This window comes from Rhodoferax sp. EU05-FHT12H12, assembly GCF_058791215.1.
The window spans coordinates 243837-270251 of the sequence record NZ_JBYTDI010000002.1 but is presented as its reverse complement, the minus strand read 5'-3'; the positions used below and the strand labels follow the sequence as shown (position 1 = coordinate 270251).

The following is a 26415-nucleotide window of genomic DNA, read 5'->3' as shown; positions in this document are numbered from 1 at the left end:
CCCAATGAAATCAAGGGCCCACGGTTATCGCCCGCATGGCACGCGTCTTGAGATACCTCTGCACCTGCCGGACAGACCGATGCAGGCAAGCAAACCAAGCACAAGAGGACGACAACCATGGCTATTTACGCAGCACCCGGCGCCGCAGGCGCCAAGATCGCCTACAAGGCGCAGTACAACAACTTCATCGGCGGCAAGTGGGTTGCGCCGGTCAAGGGCCAGTACTTTGATGTCATCACCCCGGTGAGCGGCAAGGTCTACACCCAGGCCGCCCGCTCCACCGCCGAAGACATTGAGCTGGCACTGGACGCCGCCCACGCCGCGTCGGATGCCTGGGGCAAGACCGATGCCGCCACCCGCAGCAACATCTTGCTGAAGATTGCCGACCGCATCGAGCAGAACCTGGAGCTGCTGGCCTACGCCGAAACCGTGGACAACGGCAAGGCAATCCGCGAAACGCTGAACGCCGACATTCCGCTCACCGTGGACCACTTCCGCTACTTTGCGGGCTGCGTGCGTGCACAAGAAGGCGCCCTGTCCAACATCGACGAGAACACGGTGGCGTACCACATCCAGGAACCCCTGGGCGTGGTCGGCCAGATCATCCCGTGGAACTTCCCCATCCTGATGGCGGCCTGGAAACTGGCCCCTGCGATTGGCGCCGGCAACTGCGTGGTGCTCAAGCCCGCCGAGTCCACGCCCATCTCCATCCTCATCCTGGCCGAGCTGATTGCCGACCTGCTGCCCCCCGGTGTGCTCAACATCGTGAACGGCTTTGGCCGCGAAGCCGGCATGCCGCTGGCCACCAGCAAGCGCATCGCCAAGATCGCCTTCACCGGCTCCACCACCACGGGCCGCGTGATTGCGCAGGCCGCCGCCAACAACCTGATTCCTGCCACGCTGGAACTGGGCGGCAAGAGCCCCAACGTGTTCTTTGCCGACATCATGGACAAGGACGACGCGTTTCTGGACAAGGCCATCGAAGGCCTGGTGCTGTTCGCCTTCAACCAGGGCGAGGTCTGCACCTGCCCATCACGCGCCTTGATTCAGGAATCGATCTATGACAAGTTCATGGAGCGCGTGTTGAAGCGCATCGCTGCCATCCAGCAAAAGAACCCGCTGGACACCGACAGCATGATGGGCGCACAGGCTTCCAAAGAGCAACTCACCAAGATCCTGTCCTACCTGGACCTGGGCAAGCAGGAAGGCGCGCAAGTGCTGGCCGGTGGTGGCCAAGCGCACTTGGGTGGCGACCTGGAAGGCGGCTACTACGTGCAGCCCACCCTGTTCAAGGGCCACAACAAGATGCGCATCTTCCAGGAAGAAATCTTCGGCCCCGTGCTGGCTGTGACCACCTTCAAGGACGAAGCTGAAGCCCTGGCGATTGCCAATGACACGCTCTACGGCCTGGGCGCCGGCGTGTGGAGCCGCAACGGCAACGTGGCTTACCGCATGGGCCGCGCCATCAAGGCCGGCCGCGTGTGGACCAACTGCTACCACGCCTACCCAGCGCACGCAGCGTTTGGCGGCTACAAGGAGTCGGGCATCGGCCGTGAGACGCACAAGATGATGCTGGACCACTACCAGCAGACCAAGAACTTGCTGGTTTCGTACTCCGAGAACAAGCTGGGCTTCTTCTAAAGCGCATCCCTCGCGTCGCGTTACGTCGCGCCGGGCCGCACAGCAACGGGCTGGGACCTCCCCCCTCATACTGGGGTACCAGAAATCGGGGGGATGCCCCAGCCCGCTGCTGCGCTAGCACCGTGGAGGCACAGACAAGGCAGCCCTTCGAAACCCACCTGGCGCGCCACGATCCAACGCGGTGACCCGGCAGGGCGGCCGCCGATTTCTGGTACTCCAGCATGAGGTGGACGCCCTGTCGGGTTGCCGCGTTGCGAGCGCCAACATCGCAAGGTCGGTAGTCCTTCCCACAAGGAGACAAGCATGGTCGACAAAGTCATAGCCACCCCAGCCGCCCTGGAACTGGTGGCCTTCCTCAAAACCAAACATGGCCCGGATTTAATGTTTCACCAGAGTGGTGGTTGCTGCGACAACAGCGCAGCCAACTGCTACCTGCCCGGCGAAATCACCATGGGTGCAGGTGATGTGTACTTGGGCGACATTGGCGGCAGCCCGTTCTATATCGGCCTTGCCCAATACCAATACTGGAAACACACCCAACTCATCATCGACGTCATCGAAGGCCACGGCGGCACCTTCTCGCTCGAAGGACCCGAAGGCAAGGCCTTCCACACCCGCTCCCGCGTGTTCACCGATGCGGAACTGGCAGAGCTGGGCATCGACAAACCCGCAATCTAAAGAAACAGGCATAAAACAGGGCTCTAGCGCCCGTGGAATATGCGCGAACAGCTATTAAATCAATAGCATTTACTGCATGAAACCCAGATCGGTCGGGTAGTCTGGCCGGCTGGCTGCCGTGCCGAAGTTCACGATCTTGGGCAACACGCCGGGCATCTCGGCATCCGTCACCCCAAACCACTTGGCCAGTGTGGCCGCGTACTGATCGACAGAGGTACTCGGCAACAAACGCCCCTGGCCGACGTGCCAGGCATTCTCGGGCAGGTAGTTGCCGCCAGCGTCCTTGGTATCGCTCACGCTGATGGGCGGGGCTACCCCATACAAACGCTGGCCGTTCACCGCACCGCCCACCACCATGTGGTGGCTGCCCCAGCCGTGGTCGGAGCCGTCACCGTTGGACGCCAGGGTGCGGCCGAAATCCGATGCCGTGAACGCCGTCACCTGCTGGGCCACGCCCATCTCCTCGGTGGCCTGGTAAAACGCCGTCATGGCCGTGCTCAGGCGGCCCATCAGCGTAGCCTGCTGCGCCACCAGGTTGTCGTGCAGGTCAAAGCCGCCCATGGACACAAAAAACACCTGGCGCCGCGCGCCCAGCACGTTGCGCCCCTTGATCAGGCGCGCCACCATCTGCAACTGGGTGGACAAAGCGTCTGTGCCAAACGTGGCCTGGAAGGGACGCAGATTGGGCGCCGTGCCAAAGGCGGGTGGACTCAGGGCCAGCGCATTGGTCACCGAGGCCTCGGCCGCCAGGGCGCGGGCGGTGACCACGTTGTATTCGTTCTCCAGCTTGTGGGTGCGGGACTGGCGGATCAGGCTGTCGATGGTGCTGCGCACCGAGGACGAGCCATAGACCGTGGTGTCGGTGGCGGGCCGGATCTTGATGGCACCCGAGGTGCTGACCTGGTACTGCAAGGCCGTATCGCCCGAGAGGAACACCGCGTTGCCAGAGACCGACATGCAGCTGAACAGCGCGTTGCTGTTGAGGCTGTTTTGCAGCACCACATCCCCCATATTGCCGCCCCAGCCCACGGTGGAACCTTCGGGCGAGGATGACTGCCACAACGACTGCTGGTCATTGTGCGAGAACAGCTGGGGCGGACGCGGGTAGAGCGTGCGGTTGCTGTTGTTGTACTGGGCGCGCGTGAGCGGCACCACCAGTGGCCCCACATTGAGCTGCACCGCTGCCTTGCCGGTGTTGAACAGGTTGGCCAGCCCGGTCATGGCCGGGTGCAGCGCGTACTCGCGGCTGGTGGCGCCCAGCGCGTCCACCGGTGGCGTGATGGGGTTCAGGCGTGTGGGCGTGAGTGCGGCCTTGGCCAGCGCAATGCCGCCCGCCGTTTGCCCGGCGCCACCACCGCGGATGGCGCTGTACTGGTTGTAGCTCGGGTCGTCGTAGGCCAGGACGGTGTTGGCGTAGTCATTGCCACCAAACAAAAAGACGCACACCAGCGCCTTGTAGTCGCCCGCCGGGGCATTGAAGGCGGCCGCCTCGCCAATGGCCGCCAGGTTGAGCGCAAACGGCAGCGCCGTGCCGGTCAGCGCCAGCTGGCCGCTGCGGCGCAAAAAGGCGCGCCGGGTCTGGGATTCGGGTGACAGCATGGACATGGTGGCCCTCTACTTCTGGATCAGGTATTCAGGGCAGGCCATCACCATCAGCACCGCCGCACACACGCGCTGACGCTTCAGGGTGGCCGCGCTGTTGGAGTTGACGGTGACACCCAGCAAGGCGTTGACGATCACGGTCTGGGTGCTGGCCGAGAGCTGGCCCGCACACAACAGCAGGTTGAGCCGGCGCACCAGAGCCGCAGGGTCCAGCACCAGAGTGAGCTCGGTGGTGTAGGCGGCATAGATGTCGCGGCTGTTGAAGCCGGTGTCGATGATGCCCATCATGTAATTCAGGTAGCCGCCCACGCTGCTTTCCGTCACCAGCTGGAACTCGGGCGCCACCACACCGGCGCTCAGCCCGGTGCCGGGCGGCACATACCCCGGGCGAAAATAGTTGAACACAGAGGGCGCACGCAGCGGGCTCTGGCTGAGCTGGGTACCGGCGTTGCTCAGGTCACCAATCTTCCAGGCGCCACTGGCAGAGCCCACCCCGAAGGTGCGCCCCCATTGCGCCAGGCGCAGCATGGGCTCGCGCAGCTTGCCATACTCCAGCGCGCTCAGCCCGGTGGCGTTGCGCGCCTCCTCGTCCAGCACGATGGCGGCAAACACGAATGCCAGATCTCCGCGCACGCCTTGGCCGTTGTCGGCAAACACCGCCGCCACCCGGCCCACATAGGCCGGGCTGGGGTTGCTGGTCACCAGACGCTGGATCATCTGTTTGCAGAAGAAAGGGGCCGTGTTCTGGTGGTTGAACAAGGTGTCCAGCGCCGTCTTGAGCGCAGCGGTCGCCGGCGTGTTGGCCGGGATGGTGGTGCCCAAAAACGTGGCCGCCAGGGTGGAGTGGTTGCTGGCAGTCAGCGCCATGGGCAGGCGGGCAAACGCGGTGTTGCCCACCGTGTTGCCATTGGCCGTCACGTTGACGTTCTGGCTCATGTCCACGTCGTAGCCGGTGAACACGCGTGCCAGGTTGCTCACATCGCTGGCGGTGTAGGTGTCCTGCGGTTTGCCATTGCCATCGAGTTGTTGCGTGCCGTCAGGGTTAAGCAGGTGCAGGCCCACGGTGAACAGCTGCATCACCTCGCGGGCGTAGTTTTCGTCCGGCTGGCGGCCCGAAGCGTTTTCCTTCTTGTTGCCCTTGGTGTTGAGGTAGTAGCCCATGGCCACATGCAGGGTCACCGCCTCCAGCAGGCCCCGGAAGTTGCCAAACGCATAGGCGCACAAGGTGTCCCAGTAGTGCGCCATGGCGTGGCTGCGCCAGCGGAAGTCCAGACCCGAGAGCGACACCACAAAAAACTCGGAGAGCGCCAGGCCCATGCGTTTGCGCATGGGGTCGCTGCTGGCCAGCAGCTGGTTCCAGACCATGTAATCGGCCGGGTAGCTCTGGTCGTAATAGTTGTTGCTGTTGTTGGCGTCGCCATAACCCTGGCTGTTGAGCCAGTCCCAGCCGCGGGTGCCGAAGTTCAGGGCCACCTGTCCCTCGATCCAGGCCGCATACCCCTGGTTGCGCACCTGGGCGATGTCTGCATCGCTGGCCGAGAACTGGGCCTGCTGCAAAAAACGCGAGGCTTGCTCGGCACTGATGCTGGCCCCACTGAGGGCAATGGCGGCGGGCAAGGCCCGCAGGGAAATGGTGCGTCCGCCTACGGGCGCCTCGGTCGCGTCACCGCCATCTCCGCCACCACCACCGCAAGCCGCCAGTGCCGCCGCAGCGGCCAAAGCCACAGCAGTCAGGGCGGCAGACTCCTGCGGGGAGCTGCGGGTCAGGGGGGGCGTGACGCGCTCGGCTTCGTCCACGGTGTCGCGCATGGGAGTCTCCAAAGTGGAGTGGGTAGGCGGCGAAGGTTATCGCCCACCCTGCGCACTGCCCAGCGCCCTTACAAACAATTACCGCTGCCGGGGACAGCCGGTCGTCCGGCGCCTAGTGGGTGGCGGCTTGCAGCAGATCACGCGTGCGCAGGGCTTCCTGGCGCGCCGCAGCGGCAAAGTCAGGCCCATGGGAGGCGTACAAGATGGCGCGCGAGGAGTTCACCACAATGGGGCCGGTGGTCTGGCCGTCGGCAGTGCGCCAACCGGCCTTGACCGTGGCCACCGCATCACCCCCCTGGGCACCCACGCCGGGAATCAGCAGGGGCAGCGTGGGCGCCAGGGCGCGCACACGCTCGATCTCGGCAGGGTAGGTGGCGCCCACCACCAGGCCCAGTTGGCCGTTCAGGTTCCAGGGCCCCTGGGCCAAACTGGCGATGTGTTCGTACAGACGCGGCTGGCCGGGCACATCGAGCAGGCGCTGCGGCTGGAAGTCGTCACCGCCGGGGTTGGAGGTGCGGCACAGCAGGAAGGCACCCTTGCCGTGGTACTTCAGGTAAGGCGCCACCGAATCAAACCCCATGAAGGGCGAGAGTGTGACGGCGTCGGCGCCGTAGCGCTCGAAGGCTTCCTTGGCGTACTGCTCGGCGGTGCTGCCAATGTCGCCACGCTTGGCGTCCAGGATGACGGGCACCTGGGGCGCGGTGCGGCGCATGTGCTCCATCAGCTTTTCGAGCTGGTCTTCGGCGCGGTGCGCAGCAAAGTAGGCGATCTGCGGCTTGAAGGAGTTCACCAGGTCGGCCGTGGCGTCGACGATGGCCGCGCAAAAGTCGTAAATCTTGCTGGCATCCCCCTTCAGGTGGGCAGGAAACTTGGTCGGTTCGGGGTCCAGGCCCACGCACAACAAGGAACTGTTTTGGCGCTCGGCAGTGCGCAACTGGTCTAGAAAAGTCATAGGGCTATTTTACGGAGGCCTCACGAACATCCATGGCCAGGCACAGGTCGGCCCAGGCCTTGGCCTTGTCGGCACTGTTGCGCAGCAGCAGCTTGGGGTGGTAGCTCACGATGACCGGAATGCCCTGGTACTGGTAGACCGTGCCACGCAGCTTGCCCAGCGGCTGGGTAGCCAGCGCACCGTGTTCGGCCAGCAGGGTCTGGATGGCAAAACGCCCCATGGCCAAGATAACTTTGGGCTGCACCAGCGCAATTTCGCGCTGCAGGTACTGGGCGCACTGGGCCAGGTCCGCCGCCTGCGGGATTTGCCCGTGTGGGGGGCGGCACTTCACCACATTGGTCGCGTAGGCGCCTGCTGCGCCCTCGCCCGTGCGGCTGGCGCCCACGGCCTTGAGCATGTTGTCCAGCAGCAGGCCCGGGCTTTCCACAAAGGCTTGGGCGGTGCGGTCTTCGTCTTCCTCGGGCGGATCACCCACCACCAGCCAGTCGCGCTGGCCGGGGGCGGGCTGCAGCGTGGCGTGTTTGCGACCGGCGCACAGGCCACAGGCCTGGCAACTGGCGGCGGTGTCGGCCAGGGCCTCCCAGTCCAGCGCGCCCAGATCCAGCGGCGTGCCCGCAGCGCGCGCGGCAACGGCTGGTGCACGGGCCACCGGCACCGCCCGCACCGGTGCCGGCGTGGCTTGGGGGGCAGGGGGTGGCACTGCCGCGTGGACCGGCGGGCTCACCGTGGCCGGGGCGGCGGCGAGGACGGCCACCGAAGGCGGCTCGGTCTCAAACACGGTGCCGGGCAGCCAGACGCGCACGCCCATCTCCAGCAGCATGGCGCGTTGGCGCTCGTCAAGGGTCAGGGCCATGGGGCAGGGTGTCTCGTCAGGGGTACAGGGGCAGGCTCATGACCACCGCGTCTTCGCGCTGGCCGTTGCCCGCAGGGTAATAGGCTTTGCGCTGGCCCACGCGGCGGTAACCGTACTGCTCGTACACATGCAGAGCACGCAGGTTGCTCACGCGTGCCTCCAGCCACAGCCACTGCACACCCTGTCCACGCGCCCATACGGCCAGTGCGTCCAGCATGACACGGGCCCAGCCCTGGCCCTGGAATTCGGGCGCCACGGTGATGTTGAGCAAGTGCACCTCATCCACGCCCTTCATTGCCACAAAGTAACCCAGCACATAGCCGTCGGCCACCAGCATCTGAGCCTGGTAACCGCTGTGCAGCGCGTCCAGAAAATTGGCATGGCTCCAGGGGTGGGCGTAGGCGCGCTGCTCCACGCGCAACACTTCGTCCAGCCGGTCGGCCAGCAAGGGTTCAAAGGCGGCTTCGGCGGAGCGCAGGAGGGACGACATGGCGGAGAAACTCAGGCAAGCGCCGCGGCAGCGGCTTTTTCGGCCACGCGCTCGGCGGTGGTTTTGGCCACCTTGTCGCGGATATAGCTGGGCATGGCCTGGGCCGCATCCACCGCCAGCCCCTGGGCCAGCAGCGCAGGCGCCAGGCGCAGCATGGCCGCCGCCGTGGGCAGCGCAGGCACCGCCGGGCCGCCCTGCAGCAGCGCGGCGGGCAGGCGGTCGGCATACACGGCAAACACATTGCCCGCCAGCAGCAGCGGGCCCAGGCTGGCATCCACAGCGGGCAAGGCCAGGGCCTCGGGGCGCACCAGTTGGCTGGGCTGCAGCACGCGCCACTGGCCCTTGGCATAGGCGCAATGCGCGGCGTACACCTCGTCCATGCGGGCGTCCAGCAGCGCCAGCACCTGCACGTCAGGCGCATCGGGCGCGGCCGACAGGCGGGCGTCCTCGGCCACGGCCAGCAGCGAATCCATGGGCAGCACCGGCACCTGGGCGCCAAAGGCCAGGCCCTGCACCACCGAGCAGGCCGTGCGCAGCCCGGTGAACGAACCCGGGCCAGCGCCAAACACCATTGCGTCGAGCGCCGCCATGGGCAGCTCCGCCTGGGCCAGCAGGTCCAGCACGCCGGCGATCAGGTCGGTCGACGCGCGCGCGCCACCCGGCCCAGCGTACTGCCACACAGCCGCACCACGGCCGACCGCGATGGACAGGTGCTCGGTTCCGGAATCAATTGCCAGCAAGTTCATATTTTTAAGCGAAATTGGCCTCTAGTCCGCATGGATACTGCGCAAGCAGCTCCTATTTCAGGAGCAAGCCTAGACCACTGGACCGGGCGCTGGCGCGCGTAGCGGCCAGCGGGGCATCCCCCGATTATCGGGGCAGCCCGGATAATCCGGCCATGTACCTGTCCCCCCGAACGCTTCTGCGCAGCCTGGCCTCCAGCCTGCTGGCCTGCGCGGCCGCCACCGCCCAGCCCCTGCCCCCCGATGTCGATGCCGCCCTGGCCCGCGCCAAGGTGCCGCGCGATGCGGTGGCTTTTTTGGTGGTGGACGCCCAGAACCCTGGTGCGCTGCCCCGCTTGGCGCACCGCACCACGGCATCCATGAACCCGGCCTCGGTCATGAAGCTGGTCACCACCACCGCGGCGCTGGACCTGCTGGGCCCGGCCTACCAGTGGGCCACACCGGTCTACACCGAGGGCAGCGTGCGCAACGGTGTGTTGCAGGGCAACCTCTACATCAAAGGCCAGGGCGACCCCAAGCTGGTGCTGGAGCGTCTGTGGCTGCTGCTGCGCCGTGTGCAGGGCCTGGGTATCAAGACGATTGCGGGCGACATCGTGCTGGACCGCAGCGCCTTCAGCCTGCCCGAGGTGGACCCTGCCCAGTTTGACGGCGAGCCCCTGCGCCCCTACAACGCGGCGCCGGATGCGCTGCTGGTCAACTTCAAGTCGGTGGTGGTGACCTTCACCCCCGACCGTGCGGCCCAAGTGGCCCAGGTGCAGGTCGACCCGCCGCTGGCGGGTGTGGCCCTGCCCGCCAGCGTGCCGCTGAGCGCAGGCGACTGCGGCGACTACCGCGGCGCGCTAAAAGCCGACTTTGCCGACCCGCTACGCATCCGCTTTGCGGGCAGCTACCCGGCCAGTTGTGGCGAGAAGGTCTGGCCGGTGGCCTATGCCGACCCCAAAACCTACGCCCAACGCGCCGTGCTGGGCCTGTGGGAAAGCCTGGGCGGCAGCCTGCAGGGCAGCGTACGGCTGGGCACCGTGCCCAGCACACTTGCAGCGGGCAAGCCGGCGTTTGTGAGCAGCTCCGCACCGCTCAGCGAAGTGGTGCGTGACATCAACAAGTACAGCAACAACGTGATGGCACAGCAGCTGTTTTTGACCCTGGGCCGGGCGGCCTTTGCGCCGCTGCCCGCCAACGGGGCCGAGCCTGCCGAGCTGCCCACCGGCAGCCTGGCCGCCAGCCGCGCCGCGGTGCTGCGCTGGTGGCGCGAACGCCTGGGCGCCGAGGAGCCGCCGGTGCTGGACAACGGCTCGGGCCTGTCGCGCCAGGAGCGCATCACCGCGCAGGCACTGGGTCGCCTGCTGCAAGCCGCCTATGTGTCGCCGGTGATGCCGGAGCTGATGTCCTCACTGCCCATCTCGGGGGTGGACGGCACGCTGCGGCGCGTCAAGGGCGCCACCAGTGCCCACCTGAAGACCGGCAGCCTGAGCCAGGTGGTGGCGCGCGCAGGTTATGTGCTGGCGGCCAGTGGCAAACGGTATGTGCTGGTGGCCTTCATCAACCACGCCAATGCCAACGATGCCCGCCCCGCCGTGGACGCGCTGGTGGAGTGGGCCGGGCGCGACCAGTAAAAAGAAAAGCGGCGGCTCAGGCCGCCGCGCGGGTCAGGCGGTCGCGCACGCCATCCCACTCCAGCGTGTCGGGCGGGGTTTCCACCCAAATGAGCTTGACACCTTGGGCGTCCATCTCGCGCAGCTTGGAAAACAGCTCATGCGCAGCGGGCTGGGCATGGCTGGGCATGCGATGGACCGCCACCAGCGGCGAACGCACCTGCAGCGGACTGCGGTGGTAGAGCGCAATGGTGGGGCGTGCATCGGGCGCCTGGGTAGCACTGAGCAAATCCAGCGCCGCCTGCAGGGCCTTGGCATCCATCAGGCGCACGGTGGCGCTGGGTGCGTAGTGTGACTCCAGGGTCCCAGAGGCCCGTGGCCCAGGCTGGTTCTGCGCATCCAGCTCCTCTTTCGATAGCAACGGGCGACCACAGGCATCGGCCACCTGCGCTGCGGTGATGGAACCTGGGCGCAGCAACACCGGCGCGCCACGCGTGCAGTCGATGATGGTGGACTCAATGCCCACCTCGCAAGGTCCGCCGTCCAGGATCAGCAAATCGTCGCCAAACTCGCTCAGCACATGGGCGGCCGTGGTCGGGCTCACGCGGCCAAACTTGTTGGCGCTGGGGGCGGCAATGCCCCACACCTCGCGCGCGCCCTCAGCCGGCTTGCGCAGTGTCGCCAGCAGCGCCTGCGCCACCGGGTGCGCGGGGCAACGCAGGCCAATGCTGTCTTGTCCGCCCGCCGCCGCCGCGCCCACGCCCTCACGGCGCGGCAGGATCAGGGTGAGCGGGCCAGGCCAGAAGGCCGCCATGAGCTGCTGCGCAAAGGCCGGCACACGCGCGCAGTAATGCGCCACACCGCCCATGCCACCGTCAAACGCGGCCACGTGCACGATCAGCGGGTGGTCCGCCGGGCGGCCCTTGGCCGTGAAAATTTTGCCCACCGCGGCCGGGTCAGACGCATCCGCGCCCAGGCCATAGACCGTTTCCGTTGGCAAGCCAATCAGCGAACCAGACCGCACCGCATCTGCGCAAGCAGCTATGGATTCAGGAGCAATCTCCACGCCGTCAGCGAACTGGTAAGCAGAAAGAATCATGGGCACTCGGCTCAGAACGCGGCGATGCCGAGGATGCGCGCGGCTTCCAGCGCGGTGGCACGCACACCGTCCACGGTGGCGCCGGTGATGTTGAGGTGGCCCATCTTGCGGCCCTTCTTCGCATCCAGCTTGCCGTACAGGTGCAGGTGGGTGCCGGGCAGGGCCAGCACGGCCGCCCAATCGGGCACACCGCCCTCGGGCCACAGGTCGCCCAGCAGGTTCAGCATGAGGGCCGGGCTGTGCTGGCGCGGCTGCACCAGCGGCAGGCCGGCCAGCGTGCGCACCTGCAGGTCGAACTGCGACACATCGCAGGCGTCCATGCTGTAGTGGCCGCTGTTGTGCGGGCGCGGCGCCATCTCGTTCACCACCAGGCCCCCCAGGCCGACGGCGGCGGGGTGGCTTTCGTCCAGCACAAAGAACTCGACGCACAACACGCCCACGTACTGCACACCTTCTGCTATCGATTTCGCAGCTGCTACCGCACGCGCTGCAAGGGCCGGAGGCAGATTTCCTTCATACACCTCGGTCACGGCCAAAATGCCGTCGCGGTGCAGGTTGCGCTGCACTGGCAGGTTCACACAGCGGCCATCGGCGCCGCGCGCCACGATGACCGAGCACTCCAGCGCCAGCGGCAGCATCTTCTCCAGCACGCAGGGCACGCCTTGCAGATCGGTCCAGGCGGCGGCCAGTTCAGCGGGCGTCTTCACGCGCACCTGGCCCTTGCCGTCGTAGCCCATGCGGGCGGTCTTCAAAATTCCTGGAAGCAGATTCGCATCGACGGCCGCCAGTTGCTCTGCCGTTTCAATGACGGCATAAGGTGCACAAGGCACGCCGCACGCCACAAAGTGCGCCTTCTCGGCCGCGCGGTCCTGGGCAATGGCCACGGCGGCACCGCTGGGGGCGACCGGACGGCTCTGCGCCAGCTGCGTCAGCGCCTGCGCCGGCACGTTTTCAAATTCGGTGGTGATGGCCGCCGATACCTCGGCCAGCCGGGCCAGGCCCGCGGGGTCGGTGTAGGCGGTCTGGATATGGTGGTGGCTGATGCGCCCGGCCGGGCTATGGGTATCCGGGTCCAGCACCGCGGTGAAAAAACCCATCTGCTGGGCCGCGTGGGCAAACATGCGGCCCAGCTGGCCACCGCCCATGACACCGAGTGTCATTTCTTTGGATCCGCCCAAAGCGGTTGCTGCGCGCTCAGAAGCCATTTAGATTGCGCTTCCGGTAATGGGCAGCACCATGGCGCGGGCAGCCTCGGTCTGGTCGATGCGGAAGGCGTCCAGCTCCATGCGCAGGTCCGGGTTTTCATTGGCCAGCAGGGCCACCGCAAACAGGGCCGCGTTGGCGGCACCGGCCGGGCCAATGGCAAAGGTGGCCACCGGAACGCCCTTGGGCATCTGCACAATGCTGTGCAGCGAGTCCACGCCCGACAGCGCCTTGCTCTGCACCGGAACGCCCAGCACCGGCAAGGTGGTTTTGGCGGCCAGCATGCCCGGCAGGTGGGCCGCACCGCCGGCGCCCGCGATGATGGCCTTGAGGCCGCGCGCGACCGCGCTTTCGGCATAGGCGAACATGTCGTCGGGCATGCGATGGGCAGAAACCACCCGGGCTTCGAAGCGGATGCCAAACTGTTGGAGAATCTGGACTGCGTGCTGCATGGTGTCCCAGTCGGAACTGGAGCCCATGACAACGCCGATTTGAATGGTTTTCATAGTGCTGAAAGCGCTTTGCGGAGCGCCAGGTGGACTGGCGGCGCAGGGTTTGCGCACGTGGCCAGAATTGAATTTTACTTTTTCACCCCGAGCTAGCCCCCATGATCAACGTCACCATCGAAAACTTTGAGGCCGAAGTCGTCGCCGCCTCCCACCAAGTCCCGGTTCTGGTGGACTTCTGGGCCCCCTGGTGCGGCCCCTGCAAAGTGATTGGCCCGCTGCTGGAAAAGGTGGAAGAAGAGTACGCCGGCCGCTTCAAGCTGGTGAAGATCGACTCCGACCAGGAACAGCAGTTGGCCCAGGCCTTTGGCATCCGCAGCATTCCTACCTGTGTGCTGATGATCAACGGCAAGCCAGCGGACGGTTTCATGGGGGCCATCCCCGAAAGCAAGATCAAGGAGTTTCTGGACAAACACGTGCCCTCCGAGGCCGTACTGGAAGCCGAGGCAGACGCCGAAGACGCCCATGCCCTGGCCGCCGCAGGCGACCCGCAGGCCGCGCTGCAAAAATTGCTGGAAGCGCTGAGCGTGGACCCCACCAACGACGACGCCCGCTACGACTACGTCAAGCTGCTGATCGAGAACGACCTGCTCGAAGACGCCGAGGCTGCGTTGGCGCCCAAACTCACCGAGATTCCGCGCCAGCTGCGCTTCGAGGCACTGGGCCAGTTTCTGGACGCCATCAAGTTCGTGGTCACCGACGACCGCGGCCTGTGGACGCCCGAACAATTCGACGCCCTGATTGCCACCAACAAGCGCGACTTTGACACCCGCCTGGCCAAGGCCCGTGTGTTGATGGTGGGTGGCGACTGGACCGGTGCCATGGACGAGCTGCTGGAAATCATCATGCGTGACAAGGCCTGGGGCGAGGCGGTGCCGCGCAAGACCTTTGTGGCGATTCTGGAGCTGCTGACCCCACCCAAGCCCAAGGCCAACCCTGCGGATGCGGGCAAGGCCGCTGGCGGTATTGAGGTGGTGGGCAAGGCAGTGGCCGAGACCGACCCACAAGCCCAACTGGTGGCCGCCTACCGGCGCAAGCTCAGCATGGCGCTGAACTGATTTCGGCTTCCCGGGAACTTTCTCCCTGCGCCACCATCCACACACCATGCGCCGCCTCGTGCTCCTGCTGATCCTGATTGCCCTGGTGCCTTTGCGCGCCTGGTCGGGAGACACCATGGCGATCCAGATGGCGGCGCAAGCCCACGCGACCAGCGCGGAGCTGGCGGCCAGCCCCCCCGCAGCGCACACCAGCTGCCATGAGATGCAGGCGGAGTCTGCGCCCACACCGCCAACCCACAACACGCCAGACCCTTGCGCCACCTGCGCCTCGTGCCAGGCTTGTTTCACGGTCGCACTGCTTGTGCCCGCCACGCAGTCGGCAACACAGGCCCTGCCACATGGGCTGCCACAAGCCGCTAACGCGCATTTCACCAGCGCCGTCCTCGCGCTGGGACACAAACCCCCCATTTCCTGACCTCCAGGCCCGAAGTCCGTCTGGACTCTGGGCCTGGACCCGCCGTGGTGGCTCCGCAGCGCTGTGCTGCAGGGGCCTCGCAAGCACCCCGTTCACGCCTTTGGTCAGGAAATTTTTATGCCTATCTCCCCCTGGTACGCCCGCTCGCGGCTGTACCGATTACTCTCTGTGGCCGTGCTCGCCAGCGCCGCCACATTGGCCGCTCACGCCCAAGCGCCGGGTAGCGTGCGCATGGACCCCACGCCCACCCTGCAGGCCAGCCAGGCCAGCACCCCGGTGCCCGCCGTGGCCTACCGCTCGGTGTTTGCCGACCTGCCCCGGGGCGTGGAAGACACGGTACTGGACTGGAAAGCCGCCAACGCAGCAGTGGGCCAGTTCCAACGCGGCCACGCCGACCTCCTGAAATGGGAGCAGGAGCAGGCGCGCAAATCTGCCCCGCCCGCCCAGAAGGCCCAACCATGAACGCCCGCCTGAGCCCCCTGCTCCGCGCCACCGCGCTGCTGCTCTGCAGCAGCCTGGCCTGGGCCGCGCCCCCCGATGGCGGCATCGAAAGCCTGCAGGCCCGCATGGCGGGCAAAACCGTTGGCACCGACGGTGCGGCAGTCCAACTGCCCCACCCCGCCGCCGACCCGCACAACACCCTGACCACCCTGCTGGCCACGCCACTGACGGCCAATGCCGCGGTGCGTATCGCCTTGCTTCACAACCCTGGGTTGCAGGCGGCATGGGGCAGCGAAGGGCTGTCCATCACCGATGCCACGGGTGCGACGACCCCGGCCAAGCTGCGCGCCCAGCAGGCCATCACGGTGTTGTCGGCCCAGGCCTTCAAGGCCTGGGTGAACGCCGTGGCAGCCGCCCACACCGCGCAACTGCTGCGCGAAGCCAAGGCCACGGCCGAGGCCAGCGGCGAACTGACCCGGCGCATGGCGCGCGCCGGCAATGTGAGCAAACTCACGCAAGCACAAAGCCAGGCGGTGTTGTCTGACGCGGCACTGGCACTGGTGCGTGCCGAGCAGGCCGCCTTTGCCGCGCGCGAAGCACTGACCGTGACCCTGGGCCTGTGGGGCGAAGCCACCCAGTTCACCCTGCCAGCCGCCCTGCCGACCCTGCCCACGCAGGCACTGGACCTGCCCGATGTGGAGGCCCGGGCCGTTCAAGCCCGCGCCGACCTGCAACTGGCGGCCCAGCAGTGGCAACGCAAGCAGCAAAGCACGGTGCCCGACAGCGCCGACGCGCTGTGGGACGCAATGGGCGACGCCGCCCGCGTTCGGGCCCAGGCCGTGCAGTTGCGCAGCCAGGCACGCAGCGCCTACCACCGCTACCGCAGCAGCTGGGACATCGCCACCCATCTGACCCAGGACGTGCTGCCGCTGCGCCAGTTCATCCACGACGAACTGGTGTTGCGCTACAACGGCATGCTGACCAGTGTGTTTGACGTGCTGGCCGACCGCCAGACCCAAGCGCTGGCCCACAGCGCCAGCGTCGCCGCCCAGCGCGACTTCTGGCTTGCCCATGCCGACCTGCAAGCCCTGCTGGCCGGCGCCCCGCTGGACGCCCTGCCTGGCTCCGCCACCGATAGCGCCGCCCCTGCGGCCAGCCCCACCCAAGCCGGAGGCCACTGAATGGCCCCCACCCAAGGACACCCCATGAACCGACGCAATTTTTTCAATGGCGCCGCCGCCACCGCGGTGGGTGCCGTAGCCGCCGCCTCGGTGAGCCGCGTGGCCCTGGCCGCACTGCCCGAGCCGGTGCTGCAGACATCCCCCAACACCCAGCCCCCACTGGTCCCCGCCACCGGCCGCCCCTACACCCCGGTGGTCACCCTGAATGGCTGGACCTTGCCCTGGCGCATGAACCAGGGCGTGAAGGAATTCCACCTGGTGGCCGAACCGGTGGTGCGCGAAATGGCGCCAGGCTTCAAGGCCCATATGTGGGGCTACAACGGCCAGAGCCCCGGCCCCACCATCGAGGTGGTGGAGGGCGACCGCGTGCGTGTGTTTGTGACCAACAAGCTGCCCGAACACACCAGCGTGCACTGGCACGGCCAGCGCCTGCCCAATGGCATGGACGGGGTGTCGGGCCTGACGCAGCGCGCCATTGGTGTGGGCAAGACCTTTGTCTACGAGTTTGTGGCGCGCCGCCCCGGCACCTTTATGTACCACCCGCATGCGGACGAGATGACACAAATGGCCATGGGCATGATGGGCTTCTGGGTGACGCACCCGAAGGCCAAACACCCGCTGATCAGCGAGGTGGACCGCGACTTCTGTTTCCTGCTCAACGCCTACGACATCGACCCCGGCAGCATGACCCCCAAGACCATGACCATGCTGGACTTCAACCTCTGGAGCTGGAACAGCCGGGTCTTCCCGGGCATCGACACGCTCAACGTGCGGCACAACGACAAGGTGCGCATCCGCGTGGGCAACCTGACCATGACCAACCACCCCCTCCACCTGCACGGCCACGAGTTTGTGGTGACCGGCAGCGACGGCGGGCCCTGGCCGCTGGCGGCGCGGGTGCCCGAGATCACCACCGACATTGCCGTGGGGCAGATGCGGCAGTTTGAATTTCTGGCCGACGAGGAAGGCGACTGGGCCTTCCATTGCCACAAGAGCCACCACACCATGAACGCCATGGGCCACAACGTGCCCACCCTGATTGGTGTGGACCACCGTGGCCTGGTCGGCAAGCTGCAAAAAGCGGTGCCGGACTACATGGTGATGGGGGAGCGCGGCATGGCCGACATGGGCGAGATGGAGATGCCCATCCCCGACAACACCGCCCCCATGATGACCGGCCAGGGCCCCTATGGCGGCGTGGAGATGGGCGGCATGTTCAGCGTCCTCAAGGTGCGCAAGGACCAGAAGCCCGGTGATTACAAGGACCCCGGCTGGTACCAACAGCCTGCGGGCACGCAGGCCTATGCATGGACCGGCCCGCTGCCGGACCCGGCGCGCTTCCAGGCCGAAAGTCCAGCCGCCGCCGCAGCGCCCGCCACCGAGGTGCAGGTGCGCAAACCTGCCAGCCACCAACACCACTAACCCCGAGAAGGAAACCCATGAAAAACACTATCAAATTAATAGCTGCTTGCGCATTATTGGCGGGCGCCAGCGGCACTTTTGCCACAGGAAGCCATGCCGGCGGCCACGGTACGGACGCCATCGGCAAGCCCGGTGTCGCAGCCAAAGTCACGCGCACCATTGCCGTCGACATGAGCGATGCCATGCGCTTCACGCCCAGCACGGTGAAGGTGCGCCGCGGCGAAACCATCCGTTTTGTGGTCACCAACTCCGGCCAGCTCAAGCACGAGTTCAACCTGGGCACCGAAGCCGACCTGAAAGCGCACTACGCGCAGATGCTGAAGTTCCCCGAGATGGAGCACGACGAGCCCAACCTGGTGAGCCTGGCAGCCGGCAAAACTGGCGAGGTGGTCTGGCAGTTCACCCAGGCAGGCACCGTGCACTTTGCCTGCCTGCACCCGGGCCATTACGAGGCGGGCATGAAGGGCGCTGTGGCCGTGGGTAGCAAACCATGAGCGCGCCCACTCTTTCACGCCGCAGCGTGCTGGCGATGGGGCTGGTCCCGCTGGGGCTGCCCGCATGGGCGGCCAAGGAGCGCACCACCGTCCAGGTCTGGAAAGACCCCAACTGCGGCTGCTGCAAAGACTGGGTGGTCCACCTGGAGCAGGCCGGTTTTAAGGTGACCGTGCAGCAGACCGGCAATGCAGATGCCCGCAAGCGCCTGGGCATGCCTGATGCCCTGGGCTCCTGCCATACCGCAGAGGTGGCAGGTTACGCCATCGAAGGGCATGTGCCTGCCAAAGAGATTCAGCGCCTGCTGCGCGAGAAGCCCAAAGCCCTGGGCCTGGCCGTGCCGGGCATGCCGGTCGGCTCCCCCGGCATGGACGGCGCCATCTACCAGGGCCGCAAAGACCCGTATGACGTGTTGCTGGTCGCCAAGGGCGGCGCTACGTCGATTTACCAAAGTTACCGATAAGGACACCCCATGAACCACGCACACACCGCCCGCAAGCTGCTGGCCACCTTGCTTCTCAGTACCCTTGGCGCGAGCAGCGTCTGGGCGCAAACCAGTGACATGAGCCGTGGCGAAATCCGCAAGGTCGACAAGGCCGCCAGCAAGATCACCATCCAACACGGCGAGATCAAGAACCTGGACATGCCGCCCATGACCATGGTGTTCCAGGTGCGCGACCCGGCCCTGCTGGAGAAAGCCAAGGCCGGCGACAAGGTGCGTTTTAGCGCCGAACTCAAAGAGGGCGCCTACATCGTCACCGCCGTCGAAGCTGCGCCTTGAGCACCTGGCGCAGGTGCGCCCTCAGGCGGCACGCACGTGCAAACCGGCGTGCCGCACGGCCTGGCGCTCGGTGGCCAGCACACGCTGGGCGTTGAGGCTGGCAATCGGGATGCTGGCGTCCTGCGGGATGCCGCCACTGAGCTGCAGCGCCAGGTAGCGGCCGCAGCACACCCGCAAGAACGAGGCGAAGTTGTCCACCTCGCCGCGCTCGGCCACCAGCTCGTCGTAGAGCTTGGTGCAGAGCTGGGGCACGCCCATGCCGTCGCGCGTGGCGATTTCGTCGAGCACCCGCCAGAACAGGTTTTCCAGCTTGATGCTGGTGGCCACGCCATGCAGGCGCACCGAGCGGGCGCGGCTCTCGTAAAGCGTGGGGTCGGCACTGATGAACACTTGGCACATGGGCTGTCTCCTCAAGGGGCTGGCCTGCATGCTGCGGGCCGCCCCCGGTGCCGTCAATGGGAAATACGCGTACCCAGCAGCGCCAGAAACTGTGCAATCCAGGCCGGGTGTGCGGGCCAGGCGGGGGCAGACACCAGGTTGCCATCGGTCACCGCAGCGTCGATGGCGATGTCGGCATAGGTGCCGCCCGCCATCTCCACCTCCACCCGGCAGGCCGGGTAGGCCGAGCAGGTGCGGCCCTGCAGCACGCCAGCACCGGCCAGCAGTTGCGCGCCGTGGCAGACGGCGGCCACCGGTTTGTTGGCATCAAAAAAGTGCTTCACGGCAGCCACCACCGCGGGGTAGGTGCGCAGGTACTCGGGGCCGCGGCCACCGGGGATCACCAGCGCGTCGTAGGCCTCGGGCTTCACGTCGGCAAAGCTCGCGTTCAGCGTGAAGTTGTGGCCGGGCTTCTCGCTGTAGGTCTGCGCACCCTCAAAGTCGTGGATGGCCGTCTTGATGTGGTCACCCGCCTTTTTATCGGGGCATACGGCATGCACCGTGTGGCCCACGGCCAGCAGCGCCTGGAAGGGCACCATGGTTTCGTAGTCTTCGCAGTAGTCACCGCAGACCATCAGAATTTTCTTCGCCGCCATGTCAGTCTCCTCGTTGTGGTTGGGAGACCGATTTTTGGAGCGAAGCGCAGTGCCGTGGTGGTACTGGGTTGTTACACCCCAGCAAGTACCCGACACTATCAAAACCATAGCTGCCTGCGCAGCAACGGCGGGCTCTAGAGCCCTATTTCCTTAAAATTATGCGGTCAGGCGCGTCAGCGCTTCCTGGTACTTAGCGGCGGTTTTGGCAATCACTTCGTTGGGCACACGTGGCGCAGGCGGGGTTTTGTCCCAGGGTTTGCCGTCCACCAGGGCCTGCTCCAGCCAGTCGCGCACAAACTGCTTGTCGTAGCTGGGTGGGTTGGTGCCTTCGGCGTAGCTCTCTTGCGGCCAGAAGCGGCTGGAGTCGGGCGTCAGCACCTCGTCCATCAGCGTCAGCGTGCCGTCGGTGTCCAGACCGAACTCGAACTTGGTGTCGGCAATGATGATGCCCTTGGTCAGCGCGATCTCGGCCGCAGCTTTGTAAATCTGGATGCTGATGTCGCGGATGCGGGTGGCCAGGTCCAGGCCAATCATCTCCACGGTTTTCTCGAAGGTGATGTTCTCGTCGTGGTCACCCACGGCGGCCTTGGCGGCGGGGGTGTAGATGGGTTCGGGCAGCTTGCTGGCGTTCTTTAGGCCGGCGGGCAGCTTCACGCCGCAGACCGCACTGTTCTCCTGGTATTCCTTCCAGCCGCTGCCGGCCAGGTAGCCGCGCACCACGGCTTCCACGGGCAGGGGCTTCAGGCGCTTGACCAGCATGGAGCGGCCGGTGACCTGCTCCACTTCGGAGGGCAAGACCACGCTCTCGGGGGCGTCGCCGGTCAGGTGGTTGGGGCAAATATTGGCGCCGTTTTTGCCCAGCTTCTCGAACCAGAACAGGGCCATCTGGGTCAGCAACACACCCTTGCCGGGAATCGGCTCGCCCATGATCACGTCAAACGCGCTGAGGCGGTCGCTGGCGACCATCAGGATGCGGTCGTCGCCCACGGCGTAGTTGTCGCGCACCTTGCCACGGGCAAGCAGGGGGAGGGACAGGGCGGAGGTGTGCAAAGCTGAAGTCATGGCGTCCAACAAAGTAAAAGGCCTCGCCCCCCGGAATGGAAGGCGAAGCCTTGGATTATCGCAAGTTCGTGCCGGCCATGCGGCCCGGCATCACTCAGGCGACGGCGAGGTCCTGCACCACCTGGGCCAATTCACCACGGGCGTACTGCCCTGCCACCACCTGCAAGCTGTGCCCCTTGATGCCAGCGGCCTGGCCTTCACAGCCGAACTCGATATAGCGTTGTTTGCACAGTTGTTTGGCCGCTTCGCGCGCGGGCTTGAGCCATTCGCGGGCGTCAAACTTGTCGGGGTTCTCGAACAGGAACTTGCGCACCGCAGCGGTCATGGCCATGCGGATGTCGGTGTCGATGTTGACCTTGCGCACACCAAAGGGAATGGCGCGCTGCACCTCTTCCACGGGCACCCCCCAGGTCTGGGCCATCTTGCCGCCGTACTGGTTGATGGCAGCCAGCAACTCCTGTGGCACGGCGCTGGAGCCGTGCATCACCAGGTGGGTGTTGGGAATGCGGGCGTGGATTTCCTTGATGCGCTCGATGGCCAGAATGTCGCCGGTGGGCTGGCGCGTGAACTTGTAGGCGCCGTGGCTGGTGCCAATGGCAATCGCCAGTGCATCCAGCTGGGTGCGCTTCACAAAATCGGCGGCTTCTTCGGGGTCGGTCAGCAGCTGCTCACGGGTCATGGTGGCATCGGTGCCGTGGCCGTCTTCCTTATCGCCCTTCATGGTCTCCAGGGAGCCCAGGCAGCCCAGTTCGCCTTCCACCGTCACACCCAGCTTGTGGGCCATGTCGACCACCTTGCGGGTCACTTCGACGTTGTACTCGTAGCTGGCAATGGTCTTGCCGTCGGCTTCCAGGCTACCGTCCATCATCACCGAGCTGAAACCCAGGTCGATCGCGCCCTGGCACACCGCAGGGCTCTGGCCGTGGTCCTGGTGCATCACCACGGGAATGGTCGGGTAACTTTCCACGGCGGCCTGGATCAGGTGCTTGAGGAAGTGTTCACCCGCGTATTTGCGGGCGCCGGCGCTGGCCTGCATGATCACAGGGGCCCCGGTCTCCTTGGCGGCCTCCATGATGGCCTGGACTTGCTCCAGGTTGTTAACGTTGAACGCGGGAATCGCGTAGTTGTGCGTTGCCGCGTGATCAAGAAGCTCACGCATCGAGACGAGTGCCATGGATATCCCCAGGAAGTTAAAAACTCGCAGCAGCAGTCTTGGTAACCGCTTGGTAACTTTTTACCGTTGTCGGATTCTAACCTTGAGGGTTAACCCGTGGTAGCACGCAAAAAAAGGGCCCGAAGGCCCTTGGGTGCATCGCGCACCCTTCACCGTGGGGCAGGCGTGGCGTTGGCTAGTTCACCGCGCAGATCTTCAGCATATTGGTGCCGCCGGGAGCGCCCATAGGCTCGCCGCAGGTGATGGCGTAAATATCACCCTTTTGCACAATGCTGCGCGACTTCAGGTGCTTTTCAGCGTCCATCAACGCGGTGTCGCGGTCCGCGCTGGTGCCCATCAGGAGCGGGCGCACATTGCGGTACAGCGTCATCTTGCGCTGGGTGGTGACCTTGGGCGTCAACGCGTAGATCGGCACATGGATCAGGTGGCGGCTCATCCACAGCGCAGTGCTGCCGCTGTCGGTCATGGCCACGATGGCCTTGGCACCCAGGTGGTGGGCGGTGAACAGCGCGCCCATGGCGATGGACTGGTCGATGCGGGTGAAGGTTTTTCCGGTGAAATCGGCGTCCAGCTTGACGTGTTCGCTGCCTTCGGCGGCAAGACAGATCTTCGCCATTTCGACCACGGTTTCCAGCGGGTACTTGCCGGCCGCGGTTTCGGCGGACAGCATCACGGCGTCAGTGCCATCCAGCACGGCGTTGGCCACGTCGCTCACCTCGGCACGCGTAGGCACGGGGTTGGTAATCATGGACTCCATCATCTGCGTGGCGGTGATCACGACCTTGTCGTGCTCGCGGGCCAGCTTGATCATGTGCTTTTGCAGCGCCGGTACGGCAGCGTTACCCACCTCGACAGCCAGGTCGCCGCGGGCCACCATGATGCCATCCGAAGCCAGCAAGATTTCCAGCAGCTTGGGGATGGCTTCGGCGCGTTCGATCTTGGCAATCAGGCCCGGCTTGTGGTTGTACTCGGCGGCAGCCACATTGCACAGCTGGCGCGCCATTTCCATGTCGGTGGCATTCTTGGGGAAACTCACGGCCACGTAGTCGGCCTGGAAGCTCATCGCGGTACGGATGTCCTCCATGTCCTTGCCGGTCAGGGCCGGGGCGGTCAGGCCGCCACCCTGCTTGTTGATGCCCTTGTTGTTGGACAACTCGCCACCGAGCTTGACGGTGGTGTGCACCTGCTCACCCTTGACGGCATCCACCGTGATGACGATCAGCCCGTCGTTGAGCAAGAGCACATCACCGGCCTTCACCTCGGAAGGCAGCGCCTTGTAGTCCAGGCCCACAGCATCGATGTCGCCCAGTTCCACGCGGGCTGCATCCAGAACGAATTTTTGGCCAGGCTCCAGGAACACCTTGCCCTCGGCAAACTTGCCCACGCGGATCTTGGGTCCCTGCAGGTCGGCCATGATGGCCACTTCGCGGCCAGCGCGTTGGGCGGCTTCGCGCACCAGGCGGGCGCGGTCAATATGGTCTTGGGCCTTGCCGTGGCTGAAGTTCAGACGTACCACATTGACGCCGGCACGGATCATCTGCTCCAGCAAAGCGGGGTCGCTGGAGGCGGGTCCGAGGGTGGCAACAATTTTGGTGGCGCGACGGGGCATGGAACTGTCTCCTAGAGTGAGTTACCTATTTTCACACGCTTGTTTGTACCTTGGTTACATGGCAGGCACAAGAAAAGCACAGGCGGGGTTAGCCCGGAGGGCGTAAACCGAGGGCCTGTGGTTGAATGGTCGCCCGCCCGATCCACGCATCCCGACGCCTCCCATGAATGCCCCCGCCACCCACGCAGCCGCGCTGCTGGACAGCACGCATGGCAAGCCCAAGCTCTTGGTGGTGGATGACCAGCCCGACAACATCCAGCAATTGGTACAGGCCTTCGCCGGGGACTACCAGGTGTTCATGGCCACCTCGGGCGAACAGGCACTGGCGGTATGCCATAGCAACCCGCCAGACCTGGTGCTGCTGGACGTACTGATGCCCGGCATGGACGGTTTTGCCGTGTGCCGCCAGCTTCAGGCGCAAGAGGCAACGGCGCACATTCCCATCATCCTGGTAACCGCGCGGCCCGACGCCGGCCAGGAAACCCATGGCTTGGGTCTGGGCGCGGTGGACTTCATCTCCAAACCGGTGAACCCGGCCGTGGTGCGCGCCCGCGTGCACACCCACCTGACGCTCAAGTTCCAGTCCGACCTGCTCAAGAAGCTGGTGCTGCTGGACGGCCTGTCGGGGGTCTTTAACCGCCGCTACTTTGACCAGCAACTGACGACCGAGTGGGCGCGTGCCGCGCGCAGCGGCCTGTCGCTGTCGCTGGTGCTGCTCGATGTGGACCACTTTGCGGCCTACAACGAGCGCCACGGCCACCAGGCCGGTGACGACTGCCTGCGCCTGATTGCTGTGACGCTCAAATCGGTGCTGCGCCGTCCGGCCGATGTGGTGGCGCGTTTTGGCGGGGAGGAATTTGCCTGCCTGCTGCCGGACACCTCCCACGAAGACGCGTTGGCGCTGGCGCAGGAGATGGAGCGCCGCGTGCGCCAGTTGGGGCTGCCGCAGGGCGGCACACAGGGTGGCGGGCTGGTCTCGGTCAGTGTGGGCCTGGGCACCCGCGTGAGCCCGCACAGTGGCCAGGCCAGTGATCTGCTGGCGCTGGCGGCGCAACAGCTGGAACGTGCCAAGGACAGTGGACGCGGCCAGGTGTGCTGCGCCAGCCTGGACACCGCGCCGGCGCCACTCTAACCGGCCCAAAGCAAAGGCACCTTCGGTTTGATGCCAAAAGTGCCTTTAGCCCTTATGGGTGCTGCGCGAGCAGCTACCAATTCAATAGCAATTTAAGCGGCTGCGCGCTTGGTCAGAATCTCAAACGCCGGCAAGGTCTTGCCTTCCAGTACTTCCAGGAAGGCACCGCCGCCCGTACTGATGTAACCCACCTGTTTCTCGATGCCGTACTTGGCAATCGCAGCCAGCGTGTCGCCGCCGCCGGCAATAGAGAAGGCGCTGGATTCGGCAATGGCCTGCGCGATCACCTTGGTGCCGTTCTCGAACGCGGCAAACTCGAACACCCCCACGGGGCCGTTCCAGACGATGGTGCCGGCCTTCTTGAGTTGGTCGGCCAGGGCCTGCGCGGTTTGCGGGCCGATGTCCAGGATCAGGTCGTCGTCGGCCACGTTGGTGGCGGCCTTGATGGTGGCGGGTGCGTCGGCAGCAAAGGTCTTGGCGGTCACCACATCGGTGGGGATGGGCACGGCCGCACCGCGCGCTTTCATGGCCTCAATCACAGCCTTGGCCTGGTCCAGCAAATCGGGTTCGGCCAGGCTCTTGCCGATCTTCAGGCCGGCGGCCAGCATGAAGGTGTTGGCAATGCCGCCGCCCACGATGAGCTGGTCCACGTTCTCGGCCAGACTTTTGAGGATGGTGAGTTTGGTGGAGACTTTGGAACCGGCGACGATAGCGACCAGTGGACGTTTGGGGGCCAGCAGGGCCTTGCTGATGGCATCCATTTCGGCCGCCAAAAGCGGACCGGCACAGGCGATGGGGGCGAACTGGGCGATGCCGTAGGTGGAGGCTTCGGCGCGGTGGGCGGTGCCAAACGCGTCGTGCACAAAGATGTCGCACAGCGCAGCCATTTTCTTGGCCAGCGCTTCGTCATTCTTCTTCTCGCCCTTGTTGACGCGGCAGTTCTCCAGCATCACCAGTTGGCCCGGCTTCACCTCCACGCCCTCGGTCCAGTCGACGATCACGGGGATCTCGCGGCCCATCAGTTCGCCCATGCGCTTGGCCACGGGGGCCAGGGAGTCTGCGGGCTTGAATTCGCCTTCGGTGGGGCGGCCCAGGTGGCTGGTCACCATGACGGCGGCACCGGCGTCCAGCGCCATCTGGATGGCGGGCACGCTGGCGCGCACGCGGGTGTCTTCGGTGATGTTGCCTGCGTCGTCCTGTGGCACGTTCAGGTCGGCACGGATGAACACGCGCTTGCCAGCGACTTGGCCTTGGGCAATCAGGTCAGAAAAACGGATCACTTGCATGGGGGAAACCTCAGGTAGTTTGAAAGCGCGCGCGGGGTGCGGCAACACCCGGCATTGTAGAAGTGCGCTGGGCGCGGCTGGCACGTAACGGCGACGTACCGAAGGCGCGACACATTCACGCCGGGCCGCCCCAAGGCGATGCCCCCACTCAGGAGGCAAC

27 protein-coding genes are annotated in these 26415 nt (G+C 65.6%); 12 read left to right on the top strand and 15 right to left on the bottom strand.

Annotated features, from left to right (window positions below; translation table 11 throughout):
- Positions 1–117: 117 nt before the first annotated feature.
- Both exaC and AC3WS7_RS06045 read left to right on the top strand, forming a co-directional pair.
- Positions 118–1641, top strand: coding sequence for an acetaldehyde dehydrogenase ExaC (gene exaC / locus AC3WS7_RS06050; protein ID WP_296464750.1), 1524 nt, complete (start codon positions 118–120; stop codon positions 1639–1641).
- A 303-nt stretch (positions 1642–1944) separates the two neighbouring features.
- Positions 1945–2319: a DUF779 domain-containing protein gene (locus tag AC3WS7_RS06045; RefSeq protein WP_296464754.1), complete on the top strand. Its 375-nt coding sequence runs from the start codon at positions 1945–1947 to the stop codon at positions 2317–2319.
- Positions 2320–2388: 69 nt separating this feature from the next.
- Here AC3WS7_RS06045 and AC3WS7_RS06040 read toward each other — a convergent pair whose 3' ends face one another.
- From AC3WS7_RS06040 to tsaB, 6 genes are all read right to left on the bottom strand, one after another.
- The gene (locus AC3WS7_RS06040) at positions 2389–3924 is read right to left on the bottom strand and encodes a DUF1501 domain-containing protein (protein ID WP_296464756.1); all 1536 of its coding nucleotides are present in this window, start codon (positions 3922–3924) and stop codon (positions 2389–2391) included.
- Positions 3925–3933: 9 nt separating this feature from the next.
- On the bottom strand, positions 3934–5730 hold the full coding sequence (locus AC3WS7_RS06035) for a DUF1800 domain-containing protein (protein ID WP_492655733.1): 1797 nt from the start codon (positions 5728–5730) through the stop codon (positions 3934–3936).
- A gap of 112 nt (positions 5731–5842) precedes the next feature.
- On the bottom strand, positions 5843–6682 hold the full coding sequence (gene pyrF / locus AC3WS7_RS06030; RefSeq protein WP_296464760.1) for an orotidine-5'-phosphate decarboxylase: 840 nt from the start codon (positions 6680–6682) through the stop codon (positions 5843–5845).
- Between the two features lie 4 nt (positions 6683–6686).
- Complete coding sequence (locus AC3WS7_RS06025) at positions 6687–7535, bottom strand: uracil-DNA glycosylase (protein WP_492655732.1); 849 nt, start codon at positions 7533–7535, stop codon at positions 6687–6689.
- A 16-nt stretch (positions 7536–7551) separates the two neighbouring features.
- Complete coding sequence (gene rimI / locus AC3WS7_RS06020; protein ID WP_296464766.1) at positions 7552–8025, bottom strand: ribosomal protein S18-alanine N-acetyltransferase; 474 nt, start codon at positions 8023–8025, stop codon at positions 7552–7554.
- Positions 8026–8036: 11 nt separating this feature from the next.
- A complete protein-coding gene (gene tsaB, locus AC3WS7_RS06015) occupies positions 8037–8771 on the bottom strand; it encodes a tRNA (adenosine(37)-N6)-threonylcarbamoyltransferase complex dimerization subunit type 1 TsaB (protein ID WP_492655731.1) in 735 nt (244 codons plus the stop codon).
- 152 nt (positions 8772–8923) lie between these two features.
- Between tsaB and dacB the strand changes: the two genes are divergently transcribed.
- A complete protein-coding gene (dacB, locus tag AC3WS7_RS06010) occupies positions 8924–10381 on the top strand; it encodes a D-alanyl-D-alanine carboxypeptidase/D-alanyl-D-alanine endopeptidase (protein ID WP_492655730.1) in 1458 nt (485 codons plus the stop codon).
- Between the two features lie 16 nt (positions 10382–10397).
- Here the strand turns inward: dacB and AC3WS7_RS06005 are convergent, their stop codons facing one another.
- Genes AC3WS7_RS06005 through purE form a run of 3 tightly spaced genes read right to left on the bottom strand, consistent with a single transcriptional unit; the run spans position 10398 to position 13168 of the window.
- The gene (locus AC3WS7_RS06005; RefSeq protein ID WP_492655729.1) at positions 10398–11459 is read right to left on the bottom strand and encodes an L-threonylcarbamoyladenylate synthase; all 1062 of its coding nucleotides are present in this window, start codon (positions 11457–11459) and stop codon (positions 10398–10400) included.
- A gap of 11 nt (positions 11460–11470) precedes the next feature.
- Positions 11471–12619, bottom strand: coding sequence for a 5-(carboxyamino)imidazole ribonucleotide synthase (locus tag AC3WS7_RS06000; protein ID WP_492655728.1), 1149 nt, complete (start codon positions 12617–12619; stop codon positions 11471–11473).
- A 45-nt stretch (positions 12620–12664) separates the two neighbouring features.
- Positions 12665–13168: a 5-(carboxyamino)imidazole ribonucleotide mutase gene (purE, locus tag AC3WS7_RS05995; protein WP_296464784.1), complete on the bottom strand. Its 504-nt coding sequence runs from the start codon at positions 13166–13168 to the stop codon at positions 12665–12667.
- Between the two features lie 101 nt (positions 13169–13269).
- Between purE and trxA the strand changes: the two genes are divergently transcribed.
- From trxA to AC3WS7_RS05955, 8 genes are all read left to right on the top strand, one after another.
- Complete coding sequence (gene trxA, locus AC3WS7_RS05990) at positions 13270–14226, top strand: thioredoxin (protein WP_492655727.1); 957 nt, start codon at positions 13270–13272, stop codon at positions 14224–14226.
- Positions 14227–14272: 46 nt separating this feature from the next.
- Positions 14273–14641, top strand: a complete 369-nt coding sequence (locus tag AC3WS7_RS05985) for a hypothetical protein (protein WP_492655726.1) — start codon at positions 14273–14275, stop codon at positions 14639–14641.
- A gap of 117 nt (positions 14642–14758) precedes the next feature.
- Positions 14759–15103 (top strand): hypothetical protein, encoded by a 345-nt coding sequence (locus tag AC3WS7_RS05980; RefSeq protein WP_492655725.1) that lies wholly within the window; start codon positions 14759–14761, stop codon positions 15101–15103.
- Positions 15100–16263 (top strand): TolC family protein, encoded by a 1164-nt coding sequence (locus AC3WS7_RS05975; RefSeq protein ID WP_492655724.1) that lies wholly within the window; start codon positions 15100–15102, stop codon positions 16261–16263. Before AC3WS7_RS05980 ends, AC3WS7_RS05975 begins: the two co-directional genes overlap by 4 nt.
- 24 nt (positions 16264–16287) lie before the next feature.
- Positions 16288–17685, top strand: coding sequence for a multicopper oxidase family protein (locus AC3WS7_RS05970; protein ID WP_492655723.1), 1398 nt, complete (start codon positions 16288–16290; stop codon positions 17683–17685).
- Positions 17686–17702: 17 nt separating this feature from the next.
- Positions 17703–18179, top strand: coding sequence for a cupredoxin domain-containing protein (locus AC3WS7_RS05965; protein WP_492655722.1), 477 nt, complete (start codon positions 17703–17705; stop codon positions 18177–18179).
- Positions 18176–18640, top strand: a complete 465-nt coding sequence (locus AC3WS7_RS05960) for a DUF411 domain-containing protein (RefSeq protein WP_492655721.1) — start codon at positions 18176–18178, stop codon at positions 18638–18640. Before AC3WS7_RS05965 ends, AC3WS7_RS05960 begins: the two co-directional genes overlap by 4 nt.
- A gap of 9 nt (positions 18641–18649) precedes the next feature.
- On the top strand, positions 18650–18958 hold the full coding sequence (locus AC3WS7_RS05955; RefSeq protein WP_296464812.1) for a copper-binding protein: 309 nt from the start codon (positions 18650–18652) through the stop codon (positions 18956–18958).
- 21 nt (positions 18959–18979) lie between these two features.
- On the opposite strand, the gene AC3WS7_RS05950 is transcribed toward AC3WS7_RS05955, so the two are convergent.
- The 5 genes from AC3WS7_RS05950 to pyk all read right to left on the bottom strand — a co-directional run bounded on the left by AC3WS7_RS05950 (position 18980) and on the right by pyk (position 23837).
- A complete protein-coding gene (locus AC3WS7_RS05950; RefSeq protein WP_296464815.1) occupies positions 18980–19357 on the bottom strand; it encodes a ribbon-helix-helix domain-containing protein in 378 nt (125 codons plus the stop codon).
- Between the two features lie 53 nt (positions 19358–19410).
- A complete protein-coding gene (locus AC3WS7_RS05945) occupies positions 19411–19992 on the bottom strand; it encodes a DJ-1/PfpI family protein (protein WP_492655720.1) in 582 nt (193 codons plus the stop codon).
- A gap of 156 nt (positions 19993–20148) precedes the next feature.
- Positions 20149–21054, bottom strand: coding sequence for a phosphoribosylaminoimidazolesuccinocarboxamide synthase (locus tag AC3WS7_RS05940; protein WP_296464820.1), 906 nt, complete (start codon positions 21052–21054; stop codon positions 20149–20151).
- A 94-nt stretch (positions 21055–21148) separates the two neighbouring features.
- Positions 21149–22228, bottom strand: a complete 1080-nt coding sequence (fba, locus tag AC3WS7_RS05935) for a class II fructose-bisphosphate aldolase (RefSeq protein ID WP_492655719.1) — start codon at positions 22226–22228, stop codon at positions 21149–21151.
- Between the two features lie 175 nt (positions 22229–22403).
- Positions 22404–23837 carry a pyruvate kinase gene (gene pyk / locus AC3WS7_RS05930; RefSeq protein ID WP_296464826.1) on the bottom strand — a complete coding sequence of 478 codons (1434 nt, stop codon included), beginning with the start codon at positions 23835–23837 and terminating at the stop codon, positions 22404–22406.
- 163 nt (positions 23838–24000) lie between these two features.
- Between pyk and AC3WS7_RS05925 the strand changes: the two genes are divergently transcribed.
- Positions 24001–24969: a diguanylate cyclase domain-containing protein gene (locus AC3WS7_RS05925; RefSeq protein WP_296464829.1), complete on the top strand. Its 969-nt coding sequence runs from the start codon at positions 24001–24003 to the stop codon at positions 24967–24969.
- Positions 24970–25061: 92 nt separating this feature from the next.
- Here AC3WS7_RS05925 and AC3WS7_RS05920 read toward each other — a convergent pair whose 3' ends face one another.
- On the bottom strand, positions 25062–26255 hold the full coding sequence (locus tag AC3WS7_RS05920) for a phosphoglycerate kinase (RefSeq protein WP_492655718.1): 1194 nt from the start codon (positions 26253–26255) through the stop codon (positions 25062–25064).
- Positions 26256–26415: the final 160 nt, after the last annotated feature.

Bases quoted from the DNA above. Each gene is read 5' to 3' on its own strand.
- AC3WS7_RS05970 (WP_492655723.1), top strand. From the start codon at position 16,288: ATGAACCGACGCAATTTTTTCAATGGCGCCGCCGCCACCGCGGTGGGT.
- AC3WS7_RS06040 (WP_296464756.1), bottom strand. From the start codon at position 3,924: ATGTCCATGCTGTCACCCGAATCCCAGACCCGGCGCGCCTTTTTGCGC.
- AC3WS7_RS05920 (WP_492655718.1), bottom strand. From the start codon at position 26,255: ATGCAAGTGATCCGTTTTTCTGACCTGATTGCCCAAGGCCAAGTCGCT.
- tsaB (WP_492655731.1), bottom strand. From the start codon at position 8,771: ATGAACTTGCTGGCAATTGATTCCGGAACCGAGCACCTGTCCATCGCG.
- AC3WS7_RS06005 (WP_492655729.1), bottom strand. From the start codon at position 11,459: ATGATTCTTTCTGCTTACCAGTTCGCTGACGGCGTGGAGATTGCTCCT.
- rimI (WP_296464766.1), bottom strand. From the start codon at position 8,025: ATGTCGTCCCTCCTGCGCTCCGCCGAAGCCGCCTTTGAACCCTTGCTG.
- AC3WS7_RS06045 (WP_296464754.1), top strand. From the start codon at position 1,945: ATGGTCGACAAAGTCATAGCCACCCCAGCCGCCCTGGAACTGGTGGCC.
- purE (WP_296464784.1), bottom strand. From the start codon at position 13,168: ATGAAAACCATTCAAATCGGCGTTGTCATGGGCTCCAGTTCCGACTGG.
- AC3WS7_RS05965 (WP_492655722.1), top strand. From the start codon at position 17,703: ATGAAAAACACTATCAAATTAATAGCTGCTTGCGCATTATTGGCGGGC.
- AC3WS7_RS05980 (WP_492655725.1), top strand. From the start codon at position 14,759: ATGCCTATCTCCCCCTGGTACGCCCGCTCGCGGCTGTACCGATTACTC.
- AC3WS7_RS05945 (WP_492655720.1), bottom strand. From the start codon at position 19,992: ATGGCGGCGAAGAAAATTCTGATGGTCTGCGGTGACTACTGCGAAGAC.
- AC3WS7_RS05940 (WP_296464820.1), bottom strand. From the start codon at position 21,054: ATGACTTCAGCTTTGCACACCTCCGCCCTGTCCCTCCCCCTGCTTGCC.
- AC3WS7_RS05975 (WP_492655724.1), top strand. From the start codon at position 15,100: ATGAACGCCCGCCTGAGCCCCCTGCTCCGCGCCACCGCGCTGCTGCTC.
- AC3WS7_RS05985 (WP_492655726.1), top strand. From the start codon at position 14,273: ATGCGCCGCCTCGTGCTCCTGCTGATCCTGATTGCCCTGGTGCCTTTG.
- pyk (WP_296464826.1), bottom strand. From the start codon at position 23,837: ATGCCCCGTCGCGCCACCAAAATTGTTGCCACCCTCGGACCCGCCTCC.
- AC3WS7_RS05960 (WP_492655721.1), top strand. From the start codon at position 18,176: ATGAGCGCGCCCACTCTTTCACGCCGCAGCGTGCTGGCGATGGGGCTG.
- fba (WP_492655719.1), bottom strand. From the start codon at position 22,228: ATGGCACTCGTCTCGATGCGTGAGCTTCTTGATCACGCGGCAACGCAC.
- AC3WS7_RS05955 (WP_296464812.1), top strand. From the start codon at position 18,650: ATGAACCACGCACACACCGCCCGCAAGCTGCTGGCCACCTTGCTTCTC.
- AC3WS7_RS05925 (WP_296464829.1), top strand. From the start codon at position 24,001: ATGAATGCCCCCGCCACCCACGCAGCCGCGCTGCTGGACAGCACGCAT.
- trxA (WP_492655727.1), top strand. From the start codon at position 13,270: ATGATCAACGTCACCATCGAAAACTTTGAGGCCGAAGTCGTCGCCGCC.
- dacB (WP_492655730.1), top strand. From the start codon at position 8,924: ATGTACCTGTCCCCCCGAACGCTTCTGCGCAGCCTGGCCTCCAGCCTG.
- pyrF (WP_296464760.1), bottom strand. From the start codon at position 6,682: ATGACTTTTCTAGACCAGTTGCGCACTGCCGAGCGCCAAAACAGTTCC.
- exaC (WP_296464750.1), top strand. From the start codon at position 118: ATGGCTATTTACGCAGCACCCGGCGCCGCAGGCGCCAAGATCGCCTAC.
- AC3WS7_RS06025 (WP_492655732.1), bottom strand. From the start codon at position 7,535: ATGGCCCTGACCCTTGACGAGCGCCAACGCGCCATGCTGCTGGAGATG.
- AC3WS7_RS06000 (WP_492655728.1), bottom strand. From the start codon at position 12,619: ATGACACTCGGTGTCATGGGCGGTGGCCAGCTGGGCCGCATGTTTGCC.
- AC3WS7_RS06035 (WP_492655733.1), bottom strand. From the start codon at position 5,730: ATGCGCGACACCGTGGACGAAGCCGAGCGCGTCACGCCCCCCCTGACC.
- AC3WS7_RS05950 (WP_296464815.1), bottom strand. From the start codon at position 19,357: ATGTGCCAAGTGTTCATCAGTGCCGACCCCACGCTTTACGAGAGCCGC.